At 65.1% G+C, this 15,226-nt stretch carries 14 protein-coding genes; 11 read left to right on the plus strand and 3 right to left on the minus strand.

Translation table 11 applies throughout. The features are described 5' to 3' along the window. The first annotated feature begins 203 nt into the window (after positions 1 to 203). From M3O59_RS05065 to M3O59_RS05115, 11 genes are all read left to right on the plus strand, one after another. Complete coding sequence (locus tag M3O59_RS05065; protein ID WP_181920596.1) at positions 204 to 2,288, plus strand: S46 family peptidase; 2,085 nt, start codon at positions 204 to 206, stop codon at positions 2,286 to 2,288. Between the two features lie 90 nt (positions 2,289 to 2,378). Beyond that, positions 2,379 to 3,023, plus strand: coding sequence for a histidine phosphatase family protein (locus tag M3O59_RS05070; protein WP_116906206.1), 645 nt, complete (start codon positions 2,379 to 2,381; stop codon positions 3,021 to 3,023). Positions 3,024 to 3,086: 63 nt separating this feature from the next. Next, positions 3,087 to 3,653 carry a hypothetical protein gene (locus M3O59_RS05075; protein WP_147308516.1) on the plus strand — a complete coding sequence of 189 codons (567 nt, stop codon included), beginning with the start codon at positions 3,087 to 3,089 and terminating at the stop codon, positions 3,651 to 3,653. Between the two features lie 236 nt (positions 3,654 to 3,889). Further along, complete coding sequence (gene folC, locus M3O59_RS05080) at positions 3,890 to 5,119, plus strand: bifunctional tetrahydrofolate synthase/dihydrofolate synthase (RefSeq protein WP_249045671.1); 1,230 nt, start codon at positions 3,890 to 3,892, stop codon at positions 5,117 to 5,119. Between the two features lie 68 nt (positions 5,120 to 5,187). Further along, on the plus strand, positions 5,188 to 6,243 hold the full coding sequence (locus tag M3O59_RS05085; protein ID WP_116906208.1) for an SPOR domain-containing protein: 1,056 nt from the start codon (positions 5,188 to 5,190) through the stop codon (positions 6,241 to 6,243). 215 nt (positions 6,244 to 6,458) lie between these two features. Then, entirely contained in the window at positions 6,459 to 7,205 is a 747-nt protein-coding gene (locus M3O59_RS05090; RefSeq protein ID WP_064634232.1) for a CvpA family protein, read from the plus strand. 30 nt (positions 7,206 to 7,235) lie between these two features. Further along, a complete protein-coding gene (purF, locus tag M3O59_RS05095; protein WP_064634233.1) occupies positions 7,236 to 8,702 on the plus strand; it encodes an amidophosphoribosyltransferase in 1,467 nt (488 codons plus the stop codon). A gap of 129 nt (positions 8,703 to 8,831) precedes the next feature. Continuing rightward, positions 8,832 to 9,656 (plus strand): ferritin-like domain-containing protein, encoded by an 825-nt coding sequence (locus M3O59_RS05100; protein ID WP_116906209.1) that lies wholly within the window; start codon positions 8,832 to 8,834, stop codon positions 9,654 to 9,656. 138 nt (positions 9,657 to 9,794) lie between these two features. Next, positions 9,795 to 9,974 carry a hypothetical protein gene (locus M3O59_RS05105; RefSeq protein WP_147308517.1) on the plus strand — a complete coding sequence of 60 codons (180 nt, stop codon included), beginning with the start codon at positions 9,795 to 9,797 and terminating at the stop codon, positions 9,972 to 9,974. Positions 9,975 to 10,138: 164 nt separating this feature from the next. Then, positions 10,139 to 11,392, plus strand: coding sequence for a zinc-dependent metalloprotease (locus M3O59_RS05110; RefSeq protein ID WP_116906210.1), 1,254 nt, complete (start codon positions 10,139 to 10,141; stop codon positions 11,390 to 11,392). Positions 11,393 to 11,525: 133 nt separating this feature from the next. Further along, entirely contained in the window at positions 11,526 to 11,945 is a 420-nt protein-coding gene (locus tag M3O59_RS05115; protein WP_116906211.1) for a hypothetical protein, read from the plus strand. Between the two features lie 183 nt (positions 11,946 to 12,128). Here M3O59_RS05115 and lpxH read toward each other — a convergent pair whose 3' ends face one another. The 3 genes from lpxH to M3O59_RS05130 form a co-directional block, all read right to left on the minus strand. Then, complete coding sequence (gene lpxH, locus M3O59_RS05120; protein WP_116906212.1) at positions 12,129 to 12,881, minus strand: UDP-2,3-diacylglucosamine diphosphatase; 753 nt, start codon at positions 12,879 to 12,881, stop codon at positions 12,129 to 12,131. 540 nt (positions 12,882 to 13,421) lie between these two features. Next, complete coding sequence (locus M3O59_RS05125) at positions 13,422 to 13,964, minus strand: phosphatase PAP2 family protein (RefSeq protein ID WP_116906213.1); 543 nt, start codon at positions 13,962 to 13,964, stop codon at positions 13,422 to 13,424. Then, positions 13,945 to 15,081: a glycosyltransferase family 4 protein gene (locus M3O59_RS05130; protein ID WP_116906214.1), complete on the minus strand. Its 1,137-nt coding sequence runs from the start codon at positions 15,079 to 15,081 to the stop codon at positions 13,945 to 13,947. The genes M3O59_RS05125 and M3O59_RS05130 overlap by 20 nt, the downstream gene beginning before the upstream one ends. Positions 15,082 to 15,226: the final 145 nt, after the last annotated feature.

The raw sequence follows: 15,226 nt of genomic DNA on the forward strand, positions 1-15,226 counted from the left end.
AGGCCGCCGCATGCCGCACGGCGACACGCCCGCTTACCGACAGCAGCGGGTGCCGACCCTGCCATCAGTCATGGCGTGCGTCGCCGACGTCAGCGTTACACTCTAACGAAATGACTCTGGGGCTATCGATGCGTCCGAACCTGTTTGCTGTTTCCATCCTGGCCACGCTGGCCGTTGCCGCATCTGCGCAGGCTGGCGAGGGAATGTGGGTTCCACAACAACTGCCGGAAATTGCCGGGCCACTCCAGCAAGCCGGCTTGCGTCTTTCGCCGCAGCAACTGGCCGACCTGACCGGCGATCCGATGGGCGCCGTGGTCGCGCTGGGTGGCTGTACCGCCAGCTTCGTGTCACCGCAGGGGTTGGTCGTCACCAATCACCACTGTGCCTATGGCGCGATCCAGCTCAACTCCACCGCGCAAAAGAATCTGATCAAGGACGGGTTCAACGCTGCACGCCCTGCAGACGAGCTCAGCGCAGGCCCAAGTGCGCGTATCTACGTGCTCGACGCCATTACCGACGTCACAGCGCCGGCCAAGGCGGCGATGGCCACTGCCGGAGACGATGCGCTCAAGCGCACGCTGGCACTTGAGGATTTCAGCAAGCAACAGATCGCCGCCTGCGAAGCGCAGCCGGGTTACCGCTGCCAGTTCTTCAGTTTTGCCGGTGGCAACGCCTATCGGTTGTTCAAAAGTCTGGAGATCAAGGATGTGCGCCTGGCCTATGCACCGCCCGGTAGCGTGGGCAAGTTCGGCGGCGACATCGACAACTGGATGTGGCCGCGGCACACCGGCGATTTCTCGTTTTATCGCGCCTACGTCGGCAAGGACGGCAAGCCCGCCGCCTATGCCAAGGACAATGTGCCGTACCAGCCCAGGCACTTCCTGAAGTTTGCCGACCAGCCGCTGGGCGCCGGCGACTTCGTGATGGTGGCCGGCTATCCGTACAAGACCAACCGTTATGCACTGGCAGCCGAATTCGACAACACCGCCAGCTGGACCTACCCGGTGGTCGGCCAGCAGATCAAGGACGTGATCGGCCTGATCGAACAGGCCGGCAAGCAAGATCCCGACATCCAGGTGAAATACGCCAGCACCGTGGCCAGCTTCAATAACTCCGCCAAGAACTTCGACGGGCAACTGGAAGGCTTCAAGCGCATTGGCGCGCAGGCCACCAAGCAGGCCGACGAAGCCGCGGTGCTGGCCTGGCTCAAGGGGCGGGGTGCAAGCGGGCGCAACGCGCTTGCGGCGCACGACACCTTGGTCAAACTGCTCAAAAACAGCCAAGCCACCCAGCAGCGCGATTTCGTGCTGCGCCAGTTCGACTCCACCGGTACGGTGGGTGCAGCGGTGACGCTGTACCGGCTGGCGCTGGAGCGTGCCAAGCCCGATGCGCAACGCGAATCCGGTTACCAGGACCGCGACCTGCCAACCATCGAAGCGGCGATGAAGCAGATGGAGCGCCGCTACGTGCCGGCCATGGATCGTCAACTTCAACAGTATTGGCTCAGCCAGTATCTGAAGCTGCCGGCCAACCAGCGCATCGCTGCGCTGGACCAGTGGTTGGGTGGCAGCGATGCGGCCGCCGTGCAGGCCGCCTTGGGCAAGCTCGAAGGCACTGCGTTGGGCAGCACCGACGTGCGGCTGAAGTGGCTCGCTGCCGACCGGGCCGCCTTCGAAGCCAGCACCGATCCGGCGATTCGGTACGCCGTGGCGGTGACCCCAACGCTGTTGCAGATCGAGCGCGAGGACAAGCTGCACACTGGCGAGCAGCTGAAGGCGCGGCCGGTGTATCTGCAAGCCCTGGCCGACTACCGGAGGAGCAAGGGCGAATCGGTCTATCCGGACGCCAACTTCTCGCTGCGCATCACCTTCGGCAACGTCAAGGGCTACACCCCCAAGGATGGCGTGGCCTATACGCCATTCACCACGCTGGAAGGGGTCGCCGCCAAGGAAACCGGCGCCGAACCGTTCGATTCGCCCACGTCCCTGCTGGATGCGGTCAAGGCCAAGCGCTATGCCGGCCTGGAGGACAAGCGCCTGGGTTCGGTACCGGTCAACTTCCTCTCGGATCTGGACATTACCGGCGGCAACTCCGGTTCGCCGGTGATGGACGCGCAAGGCAAGCTGGTCGGTCTGGCCTTCGACGGAAATTGGGAGTCGGTGAGCAGCAACTGGATCTTCGACCCGGCCATGACCCGCATGATTGCCGTGGACAGCCGTTATATGCGTTGGATCATGACCGAAGTCGCCCCGGCGCCGCAGCTGCTGAAGGAGCTCGGCGTGCGCTGACGCGGCCGGCCGGCGGGGAGGCGGTAAGGGTTATCATGCGCTCCCGTTTCGCTGCGGCGACTCGGCCCCTCCCCAAGGAACTCCCAGCGCATGCGCATCCTGCTTGCTCGTCACGGCGAGACGCCGTGGAACGCCGAAGGCCGTTACCAGGGCCAGATCGATATTCCGCTGTCGCCGGTGGGCGAAGGCCAGGCACGCGCGTTGGGCGAACGGCTGCACACGCTGCAGATCGACCGCGCAGTGGCATCGCCGCTGTCGCGCGCGCAGGCCACCGCCAAGGCTGCCTTGGGCGCTTCGCGCGAAGCGTTACTCCAGACCGATGCCGACCTGCAGGAAATTGCGCACGGCGAATGGGAAGGCCTGCTGGCCAGCGAGATCAACGACAAGGATCCCGCACGTCTGCGCGCCTGGCGCGAAGAACCCGACACCGTGCTGATGCCCGGTGGCGAATCCTTGCGTCAGGTGCTGGACCGCAGCTGGCGCGGCCTGGCGCGTGCCGCCGATGGCCTGGGCGCCGACGACACCTTGCTGGTGGTGGCGCACGATGCAGTCAATCGCGTGATCCTGTGCAAGATTCTGGGCCTGCCGTTGTCCAAGCTGTGGACCTTCCGCCAGGCACCGACCACGCTCAACCTGCTCGAAGGTGAGGACGTGGATCATCTGGAAGTGGTGCGCCTGAACGATTGCGCGCATCACACGCCGTTTTTCGGAGAAGCCAAGCATCGGGCGTTGTAGCAGTCACGGGTAGGTGTGGCGCACAAGGAAGGACTGTGTCTACTTTTGCCGGGTGTCCAACGAATGCATAGGCCGCATCTTATACGTTTAGCTATTTTGTTTTTAACGCCGACGGCGTTGCTTTTCTTTGCTAATTCTTTCAAATTTCTTCCGCCAGCCAATGCTTTGATCGACCTCACCCTAGTGGTGTTTTGTTTCGCTGCCATAGCCCTGTTTGGCACGGTGCTCTGGGCCAATGCCAGTGGCAGGCTGCAGCGTCAGCTGCAGCGAATCGGTATTGAACGCTGCATCTTCCGATGGCTGATGGCGACGATGGTGATTGGATTGGTGGCATGGGCGCTGGTCGTCAGGATTGTCCCGTGGGCATGGACCGAGGCATTTGGCAGCATGTATTCGGAACAGGTGCTCGTACGCCCTGCGCATAGAAGCCTGATATGCCCTTACGGACTCATGATCTCTCCACTGCCCCATGGCGTACCTGGGCGGCTTTGCATGCGCGAGCACGATTTGATGAGCTTCCCGAATGGCGCGGTGAGTGCAGTCATTCAAGGCAAACGCTCATCTTTGGGTTCCACCGTGCATGGTTACTCTCTCGGCAAACCATTACCACCGGCACGCCACCCATTGTGATGTGCAACTCGCGCCGGTGCCGCGCGCGATGATTTTGATGTGTGTTCATTGATGTGCGAGGCAGGCATTAAAGATTGTGATTCAAGGATCGAAGGGTCTCGCCACTATTGGTTCAAGACGTCATTAACCGCGATAATTTCAGCCATGAAAGAACGCCAGGTAATACCGTGACCACTCCCGCCACACTCTCCGACTGGCTCGCCTATATCGAGCAGCAGCATCCCAGCGCCATTGCCATGGGTCTGGAGCGTGTGCGCGAGGTCGCGGCGCGGTTGCAGATCGCAGCGCCGGCCAAGCACGTCATCGTCGTCGGTGGCACCAATGGCAAGGGCTCTACGGTGGCCTTTATCGAGGCGATCGGGCGGGCGGCCGGCTGGAAGGTGGGTGCCTACACCTCGCCGCATCTGCTGCGCTACAACGAACGCGTGCGCATCGACGGCAACGAGGCCAGCGACGCGCAGCTGGTCGAAGCGTTCGCTGCGGTCGAGGCAGTGCGCGGCGACACCACGCTGACCTATTTCGAGTTCGGTACACTGGCCGCGCTGTGGCTGTTTCAGCAGTCCGCGCTGGAGTTGGCGGTACTGGAAATCGGCCTGGGTGGGCGCCTGGATGCGGTCAACATCATCGATGCCGATGTGGCGGTCATCACCACCGTGGACATCGATCACACCGACTGGCTGGGCCAGGATCGCGAAGCGATCGGCACCGAGAAGGCCGGCATCATCCGCGCCTGGAAGCCGGTGGTGCTGGGCGAAATCGACCCGCCTTCCAGTGTGTTGCGTCGCGCTTACCAGTTGGGTGCGAATGCGATCCGCGCCGGCAGCGATTATTTCTTCGAGCCGATCGAGGCGCAGCATGCTGAGACCCAGCAAGCCGACGCGCCGCAATGGCGTTGGCGCGATGTGGCAGTGACCCTGGAGCTGCCGATGCCGGCATTGCACGCGCCGATACAGCTGGCCAACGCTGCAGCCGCGATCGCCGCGTTGCAGGCCTTGCCGGTAGACGTGCCTGCAGCGGCCTGGGCGCAGGGTATTGCCGATGCTCAAGTTGCGGGGCGCCTGCAGCGCATCGATATTGCCGGCGTGCAGGTGCTGCTGGATGTCGGGCACAACCCGCAGGCTGCACGCGCGCTGGGTCAGGCACTGGCCGCGCAGCCGATCGCCGGCGTCACCCATGCCGTCTATGCCGCGCTGGCGGACAAAGATGCGGTGGGCGTAGTGGAGGCAGTGGCGGCGCAGGTGGATCACTGGACGCTGGCGGGGCTACAAGGCGTCCGTGCACAATCGGCGAAGGCTTTGCAGCAGCGTCTGCAGGGCACGGCTGCGGCGCAGGCGGTGTGTCTTGCCGATGTCGCGCATGCCGTGCGCGCGGTGCTGGCCGCCGCCCAGCCTGGCGACCGTTTGCTGGTGTTCGGCTCGTTTCATACCGTGGCCGATGCGCTAAACGCACTTCATTCAGCCCACTAGGGTCGGCGAGGTGGCGCCGGCCTTATAATCGCTGCGGCACCCCGCCACGCCGCCTTTAGCTCTCTTCTGTGGACACTGCTCTGAAACAGCGACTGATTGGCGCCATCGTTCTGGTGGCACTTGCCGTGATCTTCCTGCCGATGCTGGTCAAAGGCCCCGCGCCGTCGAGCGGTGTGGCCGATGTGCCGCTCGAAGCACCTGCCGCGCCCGGCAATGGCGAATTCGAAACCCGCGAGTTGCCGCTGGTCACCCCGGGCGATGCGCCGGCCGGTGGTGCACTGGGCATGCGCGGTGCCGCCACGGCGCCGGCAGCGGTGCAGGACAACCCGGATGCGGCCGACCTGGCCAAGCCCTCCAGCGCGCCGTCCGCCCCTGATGTGGCCGCCGGCAACTACGCGGTGAATTTCGGTGCCTACGCCACCAGTGCCGATGCCGATGCGGTGATGGCGCGGCTCAAGCAGGCGCAGCTGCCCGGCTTCAGCGAAAAAACCCAGATCAATGGCCGCCCGGCCTGGCGCGTGCGCGTCGGCCCGTATGCCGACCAGGCCCAGGCCGAATCGGCGCGCCTGCAGGCAGTGAAGGTGCGCAGCGACGTCAATGCGCAGGTGGTGACGCTGGATGCCAATGCCGCCGCACCGGCGCCGACGCCTGCGCCGGCTGTCAAACCGACCAGCAGCGTGGCCGCCGCCAGTGCGCCCGCCGCGACCAAGACCGAAAGCCTGCCGCCGGAACCGGCCAAGCCGGTCGCTGCGGCACCCAAGCCCGCCGAAGCGCCCACGCCCACGCCCACGCCCACGCCAGCCAAGCCGGAGGTTGCGAAGGCAGCGCCGGCCAAGCCCGAACCGGCCAAGCCCGCTGCCACCGCGCCGGCCGCTCCGGCCGCGAGCGGCGTCGGGTTTGCCGTACAGCTGGGCGCATTCGGTCGTGCCGAAGACGCCGATGCCTTGCGCGACCGCGTGCGCGCCGCCGGCTTCAGCGCTTTCGTCGAGCAGGTGCGTACCGACAAGGGCGCGCTCAACCGCGTGCGTGTCGGCCCGGTGGCCAATCGCGGCGATGCGGAACAGTTACGTGCGCAGGTTGCGGCCAAGGTCGGCATTTCCGGCATGGTGCGTCCGCATCCGTAACCGTCTGCGCCGGCCGCACGCAAGCGCGGCCGCTGCGTCTATGGCATCCGCTCGTACACTGCATTGCCGGCGCACCGCCATGTGTCCGCTAGCTGCCCGCATTGCGCTGCCGGCTGCGGCAGGATTTTTGAACGCCTCGCACCCACGGAGGGGAGGGCAATGACGACCGAGCCAGATTACAGCCACGGCGTGCGCGCCGCGCGGAGACCTCGCCGATGATCGACATGGTGCTGGGCGTCATCATTCTGGTGTCGGCCCTGTTGGGCTTGTTGCGCGGCTTTGTCGCGATCGTGGTCGGCACCTTGTCGTGGCTGCTGGCCGGCTGGGCCACCTTTCTGTTCGGCGGCGCAGCGGCGCGCTGGCTGGCCGATGGCAAGCATCCGTCGGCCACCGAGTCGTTCGGCGGCTATGCCATGGTGTTCGTCGGCGTGCTGATCAGCGTTGCCGTGATCGGCATGGTCATCCGCGCCGGCGTGGACGCGGTCAAGCTCGGTGGTACCGACCGCATGCTCGGCTTCGGCCTGGGCGTGGTGCGCGGCGCGTTCTTGGCCAGCGTGCTGGTGCTGCTGATGGGCTTCACCCCGCTGCCGCGCGAGCCGTCCTGGCGCCAGTCGGTGCTGCTGCCCATGCTCCAGCCCGGTGCCGGCTGGATGCGCGCGCAACTGCCGGCATGGCGGATGCCGTCGATGGAGATGCCATCGATGGAACTCGACAACTTGCCAACGGAGTTGGGGAAGTTGCCCTCGGCAGGCGATAATACGGACCTGGGCAAGGCACTTGGCGGTTCCGGCCTGAGCGACACCATCACGCGTGCGCTTGGCAAATCCGGCAAGACGGCTGGCGACGGACGCGATCCGACGCAGGCAATGCCGGCCAATATCGATCCGGCGCAGGTTCGCGGCGGAGAAAGCGACCCGGCTCGGGTCGAATCCCAAGGCCAGGCACGGCCACCTTCACAGTAACGGCGCAAGCCGCAGCGGAGAACGCGCACCATGTGTGGCATCGTCGGTATTGTCGGCAACCAGAACGTCGCCGGGCAGCTGTATGACGGCCTGACCGTCCTGCAGCATCGTGGGCAGGACGCCGCAGGCATCGCCACCGCAGATGGCACGCGCCTGCGTGTGCAAAAAGCCAATGGCCTGGTGCGCGACGTCTTCGACGAAAAGAAGATGGCGGTGCTGGAGGGCCGCGTCGGCATCGCGCATTGCCGCTACCCGACCGCCGGTTCGGAAGGCATGGACGAGGCGCAGCCGTTCTACGTCAACTCGCCTTACGGCATTGCACTGGCGCACAACGGCAACCTGATCAACACCGAGGCCTTGCGCCAGCAGGTGTTCGAAGCCGACCGCCGCAACATCAACACCGATTCGGACAGCGAAGTGCTGCTGAACGTGTTCGCCTACGAGCTGGACGCGCAGCGCATGCTCACCCCCGAAGCGGCAATCCGCGCGGTGGCCGGCGTGCATCGCCGCTGCAAGGGCGGCTATGCGGTGGTCAGCGTGGTGCTGGGCCTGGGCCTGGTGGCGTTCCGCGACCCGCACGGCATCCGCCCGCTGGTGCTGGGCAAGCGCGAGCACGCCGAAGGCACCGAATACATCGTGTCCTCCGAATCGGCCGCGCTCGATATCCTGGGGTATCAGCGCGTGCGCGACGTGCGCCCGGGCGAAGCGCTGGTGATCACCGCGCGTGGCGAGCTGTTTTCGGAAGTCTGCGCTTCGCCGACCAACAACGCCCCGTGCATTTTCGAATACGTGTATTTCGCGCGTCCCGATTCGATGATCGACAACATCTCGGTGCACAAGGCGCGCATGCGCATGGGCCTGAAGCTGGGCGAAAAGATCCTGCGCCTGCGTCCGGACCACGACATCGACACCATCATTCCGATCCCGGACACCTCGCGCGATGTGGCGCTGGAAATGTCCAACGTGCTCGGCGTGAAATACCGCGAGGGGTTCGTCAAGAACCGTTACGTGGGCCGCACCTTCATCATGCCGGGGCAGGGCGAGCGGCAGAAGTCGGTGCGTCGCAAGCTCAATCCGATCCATCTGGAATTCCGCAACCGCGTGGTGCTGCTGGTGGACGATTCGATCGTGCGCGGCACCACCAGCCGGCAGATCGTGCAGATGGCGCGCGATGCTGGCGCACGCAAGGTGTACCTGGCCTCGGCCGCGCCGCCGGTGCGTTATCCCAACATCTACGGCATCGACATGCCGGCCGCAGAAGAGCTCATTGCGCATGGCCGCAGCGAGCTGGAAATCCAGGAATTCCTCGGCTGTGACTGGTTGATCTACCAGGACCTGGAAGACCTGGAAGTAGCAGTGCGCGAAGGTAACCCGGACATCAAGCAGTTCGATTCCTCGTGCTTCAACGGCGAGTACATCACCGGCATCGAGCCGGGCTATTTCGAACGCATCCAGCAGTTGCGCTCGGACGATGCCAAGAAGCGTCGTCGCGCCTGAGTTAGTGCGGTGGCGCGGCCGCTTGGCTGCGCTGATGCTGCCGGCAGGCTGTGCAACACAGCGCGCCTGCGGGCGCTTGCGGGCGTACTGCGTGTCTGCCACAAGCGGTCACACCTTGCGGCCGACGGCATGAGCACCGGTTCGTTCGAGAGCGCCGATCTGTTCGCTGCTGCGCGCCAGTGTCTGGACCAGGCCGACCCGCTGCAGAAAGTCGCGTTGACCCAGCAGTACGCAGCGGCCTTTCGCGCGGGTCATGTGGTGATCGATGCGGCGGCGCCTGCGCCCGAACCGATCCACATGCCGGGCCGGCCGCCAACACCAATCCTGGTGCATCCACGCGAGCTGCCGCGACGCGGACTGGGAACGCCGGACGGGCGCGCGGCGTTTATCCACGCCATCGCGCATATCGAACTCAACGCCATCGACCTGGCCTGGGATGCGGTGTATCGCTTCCGTGGTCTGCCGCAGGCGTTCTATGCCGATTGGGTGGCAGTGGCCGATGACGAATCGCGCCATTTCATGCTGTTGCGCGCACGCTTGCAGGCGCACGAGCGCGATTACGGCGACTTCGCCGCGCATAACGGCTTATGGGAAATGTGCGAGAAAACCGCGCACGACGGCCTGGCCCGCATGGCCCTGGTGCCGCGCGTGCTCGAAGCGCGCGGTCTGGACGTCACGCCGGCAATGATCGTCAAACTCCGCGCGCTTGGCGACGCTGCCACCGCCGAGGTGCTCGAAACCATCCTGCGCGAAGAAGTGGCACACGTGGCCGCCGGCTCACGCTGGTATCGCTGGTATTGCGAGCGGGCCGGCATCGAGCCGCGCGCACGCTTCAAGGCCTTGCTGCGCGAATACGCCGGCGGCTATCTGCATGGGCCGTTCAATCTGCAAGCGCGGTTGCTTGCCGGTTTCGACGAAGACGAACTGGCCGATCTGGTGGAGCAGGCTGGCTGAGCGGGCGGCGCATGCGCAGCGCACTGTGTGCCCCGATGTTTCGATCACCGCGGTGGGCCGATCGAAGTGCCACTGCCGAGGTGAAAGCCCGTGTCGAGACACGCAAGTGTGGTCCACAGCGGCGCGCATGAAGCCCCAATGCAGTTGCGTGGCGAAGCGATCGAAGTGCGCATTCGATGGCGGCCCACCGCTGACCCTGATCGCGACAGCGTCCCCGGACTTGACGACGTCGAAGCTGCAGACAATGCCGCGCCACCTCAGCTCGGGCTGCACATCGGCGCGGCTTGGCGCGCGAACTGTGCGCTGGTTCCTGCGTGATCATCATTGGAATCGCATCCAGTCGTTGGCAAGCATCACATAAACGTAATTTTCTGTTGTAACAACTTGCATTCGGTGCGGTCCAAGGTGTCCTAATGGCGTCGCGGGGGCAGGGGCCCGGTGTTTCACATCCGTAACTTTCATGTCTAAGGTAGAGAGAGACGATGAAGTCGAAGTCGATGTGCACCACGGTGGGTCTGATCGCCATGTGCCTGGCTGGTTCGGCCGCCGCTGCCGGCAAGCCGCTGTATCAAACCGGCCCTGCGCTGAGCCGCAGCGCCACTGCCACCGCTGCAGCCGAACCTGCGCTGCAACGCCTGTTGAGCGCCCCGTCCACTGCCAACGCACAAGTGGTCCAGCTCGACGCCGGCGCGGTGACCGCGACGGAAAAACTGCTGGAACTGCAGCTGGACGGCCAGACCATTACTGCCACCCAGGCCAAGGTAGATGCACTGGAGGGCGGCGATAGCGTGTGGTACGGCAACCTCGGCCCGCGTGCCGGCACCCGCGCGCGCACGCTGTCGGGCGTTGACCCGCTGAACTCGGCCATCCTGGTGCGCAGCGGCGACACTGTCACCGGCACCATCCGCTACGCCGACAAGTTGTATCGCCTGCGTCCGCTCGCCGATGGCCGCCACGTGCTGGTGCAGGTGGACGAGCAGCGCATGCCGCAGGAGCATCCGGCCGAATACAGCCTGCTGCCGAAGTTCGACATGCCCAGTGACGGACGCGTTACCGCCGCTGCCGCATCGTCCGGCAGCCCGGCCACCATCCGCGTGCTGGTGGTCGCCACCAACAAGGCCGTGGCCGCCTATGGCGGCAACATGCAATCGCTGGTGCAGCTGGCGGTGGCCGAAGCCAACCAGGGCTACATCAACAGCAACGTGGGCATCACCTTGCAGCTGGCGCGCTACGAGACCAACAGCTACACCGAAACCGGCAACTTCACCACCGACCTGCAGCGCTTCCGTGTGACCAACGACGGCTACATGGACAGCATCCACACCAGCCGCAATACCTACACTGCCGATGTGGGCGTGATTGTGCTGGACAACAGCAGCTACTGCGGTCTGGCGTCGGGGATCGGCTCGACCGCCGCAAGCGCATTCGCATCGGTGTACTGGGATTGCGCCACCGGCTACTACAGCTTCGCGCATGAAATCGGGCATCTGCAGAGCGCACGCCACGACGCCACCAACGACCCCAGCACCTCGCCGTATGCCTATGGCCACGGCTACCGCTACGGCAACAGCTGGCGCACCATCATGGCCTACGACTGCACCAGCGGCTGCCCGCGGTTGAACTACTGGTCCAACCCCAACATCAGCTACAACGGCGTGCCGATGGGCAACGCCAGCACCGCCGACAACCAACGCGTGCTGGTCAACACCAAGGCCACGATTGCCGGCTTCCGTTAGGGTTTCTTCCCTGATCCAGGTCCGGCCCGGCACCGCGTGTGCCGGGCTTGTTCGCTACACCCGCGCGCGTGGATCGCGCAGACTAGGCGCACCGCCGGTAACTGCCGGCCCTGTCCTGTCGAGCGGAGCCCTCATGTCCACGTCCCTGCGCTATGCGCTTGTCTGCCTGGCCGCGCTGGCGGTTGCCGGATGCAAGCAGCAACCCACCGACCCGGTCGCCACACAGCCCAAACCCGCCGCGACCGCGCCTGCACCGGCTGCCAGCGCCGACGTGCAAGCCCGTGCGTTACGTGTGCTCGAAGCCCGCCTGCAGAGCGATCGTGTCTACCCGGACAACTGCATCAGCATCATGGCAGAAGAAGACGATGCGGCTTCGCCGGGCGCGTTCGAATTTGCCGTACACGAGCGCCATGGCGACGATTGCCCCGGCGACCCGCAGACCAGCCCGGTGCGCGACCGTTTCCGCGTCCAGGCCGATGGCACGCTGCTGTGGTACGACGTGGTGAACGCCGATTTCGTCGACTACGCCGAGCGTGCGAAAAGCCTGCAGTGAGGCTGGCGGTCATCGCGCGAGGTAGATGTGCTGATCTGCGCATCTGTTTCGGCAAGCATCGCCGCTCCATCCCTGCACAGCCGCATGACAGGGGCCGCGCGCGAGTCGGGTGCGCTTGAGTTGATTCCGAGCGCCTTGAATGCAGCAGTGCGTCGCTGTGCCGCGGCGGGCACAGCGCGTCGGTCAGACGGGTGACAGCGCCAACTGCTCCAGCGCCACGCCGTCGGCATCCACGCGCAGGACCGAACCTTGTTCGTACCAGTCGCCCAGCACGATGCGGGTGCAGGTGTGGCCGCCGGCTTGCACCGTGTGGATGGCAGGGCGATGGGTGTGGCCGTGGATCAGCCGGTCCAACCCGTACCGCACGAAGGTGGCTTCCACTTCGGATGGCGTCACGTCGGTGACGGTCTCGAAGCGCGATTGGTCGCCCTGCTTGAGTTCTGCATGGCGCGCCTGGCTGGCCGCGCGCGCCTGCTGCGCAAACGCCACCCGTGCGGCCAGCGGCTGCGCCAGGAATTGCGCCTGAAACACCGGGTCGCGTGTTTGCGCGCGGAATGCCTGGTAGGCAGTGTCGTCGCTGCACAGCAGGTCGCCGTGCATCAGCAGCGTGGTGTGCCCGTACAGATCGATGACGGTGGGGTCGGGCAGGATGCGGAAGCCCGCGCGCTGCGCGTAGGTTTCGCCCAACAGGAAGTCGCGGTTGCCGGGCATGAAGAACACCGGCACGCCGGCGTTGGCCACCGCATGCAGCGCCACTGCCACCGCATCGGCGGCCGTGGACGGGGTGTCGTCGCCGATCCAGGCTTCGAACAGGTCGCCCAGGATGTAGAGCGCGTCGCTACCGGATACCTGCGTGCGCAGGAAATCCAGAAACAACTCGGTGATCGCCGGCCGGGCCGGATCCAGATGCAGGTCGGAAATGAACAGGGTCGTCATTGCGCCATTGTACGGCGGCAGGGCGGGGCGGGAATTGGGAATTGGGAATCGAGAAGCGGAGAAGCGGAGAAGCGCTTCAGTTGCGTGACGATTGATGTGCGAACGATTTTTGCAACGACGCCGGAGGCTGGTGAACGCTATTTAGACCTCCTGCGGGTCGCACGCGCCATGGGCATGCGCGTGGATGGGCAACTTTTATCAACTCACCGCATACCTTCAGCGCAAGATCCCCTCTCCCTGCGGGAGAGGGGTAGGGGTGAGGGTACGGGGCGAAGCCACACGCTGAAGTCGCAATTGCTGCGCTGCGTTTTTCTTTATCAACGTTCGCGAAAGAACAATCGACGGCGAGTCTATGAAGCTTCGCACGTACCCTCATCCGCCCCTGCGGGGCACCTTCTCCCCCGTAAAGGAGGACAATGTCCCGGCGGGAGAAGGATGAAGCGAACAGGCCTTGCTGCTTACTCGGTACCGTTCTGGTACCTGTCCGTTTACCCTTACGCTTACCTGTCAGCAAGCCGCCCTCACGCAAACCGGCAGCACTTACCCCAACACCGCCGGGAACTCCCACAGCGACAGGCTCGCCAGCAGCACGCCGATCACCGTGGCGGCCAGCACGTCGCTGGGATAGTGCAGCCCCAGCACCACGCGCGAGAGCGCCACGCCGGCCGAAAACGGCACCAGCAAGGGGCCGAGCCAGGGGTAGTAGGCCAGCGCCACGATGCTGAAGGACACCGCGTGCAAGGTGTGGCCGGAGGGGAAACTGAACTCGTCCAGCGGTGCCACCCAGGCACGAATGCGCACGTCTGCCGCATACGGGCGCGGGCGGCGGGTCCAGCGTTTGAGCGCTTTGTACAACGTCAATGCGAGTACGCCGGTGGCGGCCATGTGCGCCGATGCACGCACGCCGTGCATGCCGTCGAGGGCCACCAGCAACCCCATCAGGGCGTACCAGAACACGCCGTCGCCCAGGCGGCTGATGGTGGCGAACGCGCGCCGTACCGGGTGGCGCCGGCACCAGTGATTGGCGCGCCGACACCAGCGTGCCTCGTGGCCGCGCAAGACCTCAAGCCGCGTTGACGACATAACGCCCCCGTGCAGCACTGATTCCCAGCAACAAGGCTTCGAAATCGGAAACCACATTGTCTGGATGCAGCTTTTTCATCGCTTGCGCTGCCGCATTGCCCAAGCGCTGGCGCAGTGCGTCGTCTTTGGTGAGCGCAACGGCGGCCTCGATGAAGCCGTCGTCGGTATCCACCGCCGCGCCGGTCTGGCCGTTGCGCAGATACTCGCGTGCAGCGCCGTAATCGAAAGCAACCGTCGCCACACCGCTGGCCATCGCTTCCAGGGTGACATTGCCGAAGGTCTCGCTGCGGCTGGGGAACAGGAACAGATCGCCGCTGGCGAAGTGACGCGCCAGGGCATCGCCGCGCTGCACACCGCAGAAAATGAAGTCCGGATTTTCCTGCGCAATCTTCTCGCGTGCCGGGCCATCGCCCACCCACACGAAGCGCGCGTTCGGGCGGATCTGTTGCAGCGTGCGAAAGGCACGCACTGCCAGCGGCAGATTCTTTTCGCTGGCGATGCGTCCCACGTAGATGGCGGCAAAGCCTTCGCCTTCGATGCCCCAGGTGGCGCGCAATGCCGGGTCGCGACGGCTTGGGTCGAATTGCTGGCTGTCCACTGCGCGCGCCAGCAATTGCACGCGTTCGAAGCCGTCGTTGCGCAGGAACTGCTGCAGTTCGCGCGTGGGGACCAGGGTGGCATCGGCCTGGTTATGGAAGCGCCGCATCCAGCGCAAGGCCGTGCCCTGCAGCCAGGCGGCGCCGTAGTCGGGCAGGTATTCATCGAAGCGGGTGTGCAAGCCGGTAGCGACCGGAATGCCGAGCCGGCGAGCCGCGCGCATCGCCGACCAGCCCAGGGGGCCTTCCGTGGTCACATAGATCGCATCCGGTTGCGTGCTGCGCCAATGACGCACGAGGCGTTGCGTGGCCGGCAGGCCGAATTTCAATCCCGCGTAGCGCGGCAGCGATGCACCGCGCACCAGCAGCGCAGCGGTCGGTGCGGTGTCTGCGCTCTGGCGTGGACGCACCACATCCACCTGGTGCCCGCGTGCGCGCAGCCCGGTTTCCAGTCCATGCACGGTCAGTGCAACACCGTTGACCTCGGGGGGATAGGTTTCGGTAACGATCGCGTAGCGCATGCCCGTTCTCCCGTTTTGACTAGCTTCCGGGAGCGCGATGGCATGGATGTTGCGCCAATAAGACGTGGCGATGACAGGCGCGACGGGAGTGGGAATTCGGGATTCGGGATTCGCAGAAGCGGGCTGTGCAAATGTCAGCAAGCCC

The organism is Xanthomonas nasturtii (assembly GCF_023337365.3).
Taxonomy (GTDB): domain Bacteria; phylum Pseudomonadota; class Gammaproteobacteria; order Xanthomonadales; family Xanthomonadaceae; genus Xanthomonas; species Xanthomonas nasturtii.

What these genes read in the sequence shown, in the direction of transcription:
- M3O59_RS05125 (WP_116906213.1), bottom strand. Translation starts at nt 13,964, where the DNA reads ATGTCGTCAACGCGGCTTGAGGTCTTGCGCGGCCACGAGGCACGCTGG.
- purF (WP_064634233.1), top strand. Translation starts at nt 7,236, where the DNA reads ATGTGTGGCATCGTCGGTATTGTCGGCAACCAGAACGTCGCCGGGCAG.
- M3O59_RS05075 (WP_147308516.1), top strand. Translation starts at nt 3,087, where the DNA reads ATGCATAGGCCGCATCTTATACGTTTAGCTATTTTGTTTTTAACGCCG.
- M3O59_RS05065 (WP_181920596.1), top strand. Translation starts at nt 204, where the DNA reads ATGTGGGTTCCACAACAACTGCCGGAAATTGCCGGGCCACTCCAGCAA.
- M3O59_RS05110 (WP_116906210.1), top strand. Translation starts at nt 10,139, where the DNA reads ATGAAGTCGAAGTCGATGTGCACCACGGTGGGTCTGATCGCCATGTGC.
- M3O59_RS05070 (WP_116906206.1), top strand. Translation starts at nt 2,379, where the DNA reads ATGCGCATCCTGCTTGCTCGTCACGGCGAGACGCCGTGGAACGCCGAA.
- M3O59_RS05130 (WP_116906214.1), bottom strand. Translation starts at nt 15,081, where the DNA reads ATGCGCTACGCGATCGTTACCGAAACCTATCCCCCCGAGGTCAACGGT.
- M3O59_RS05090 (WP_064634232.1), top strand. Translation starts at nt 6,459, where the DNA reads ATGATCGACATGGTGCTGGGCGTCATCATTCTGGTGTCGGCCCTGTTG.
- M3O59_RS05115 (WP_116906211.1), top strand. Translation starts at nt 11,526, where the DNA reads ATGTCCACGTCCCTGCGCTATGCGCTTGTCTGCCTGGCCGCGCTGGCG.
- folC (WP_249045671.1), top strand. Translation starts at nt 3,890, where the DNA reads ATGGGTCTGGAGCGTGTGCGCGAGGTCGCGGCGCGGTTGCAGATCGCA.
- M3O59_RS05105 (WP_147308517.1), top strand. Translation starts at nt 9,795, where the DNA reads ATGCAGTTGCGTGGCGAAGCGATCGAAGTGCGCATTCGATGGCGGCCC.
- M3O59_RS05100 (WP_116906209.1), top strand. Translation starts at nt 8,832, where the DNA reads ATGAGCACCGGTTCGTTCGAGAGCGCCGATCTGTTCGCTGCTGCGCGC.
- lpxH (WP_116906212.1), bottom strand. Translation starts at nt 12,881, where the DNA reads ATGACGACCCTGTTCATTTCCGACCTGCATCTGGATCCGGCCCGGCCG.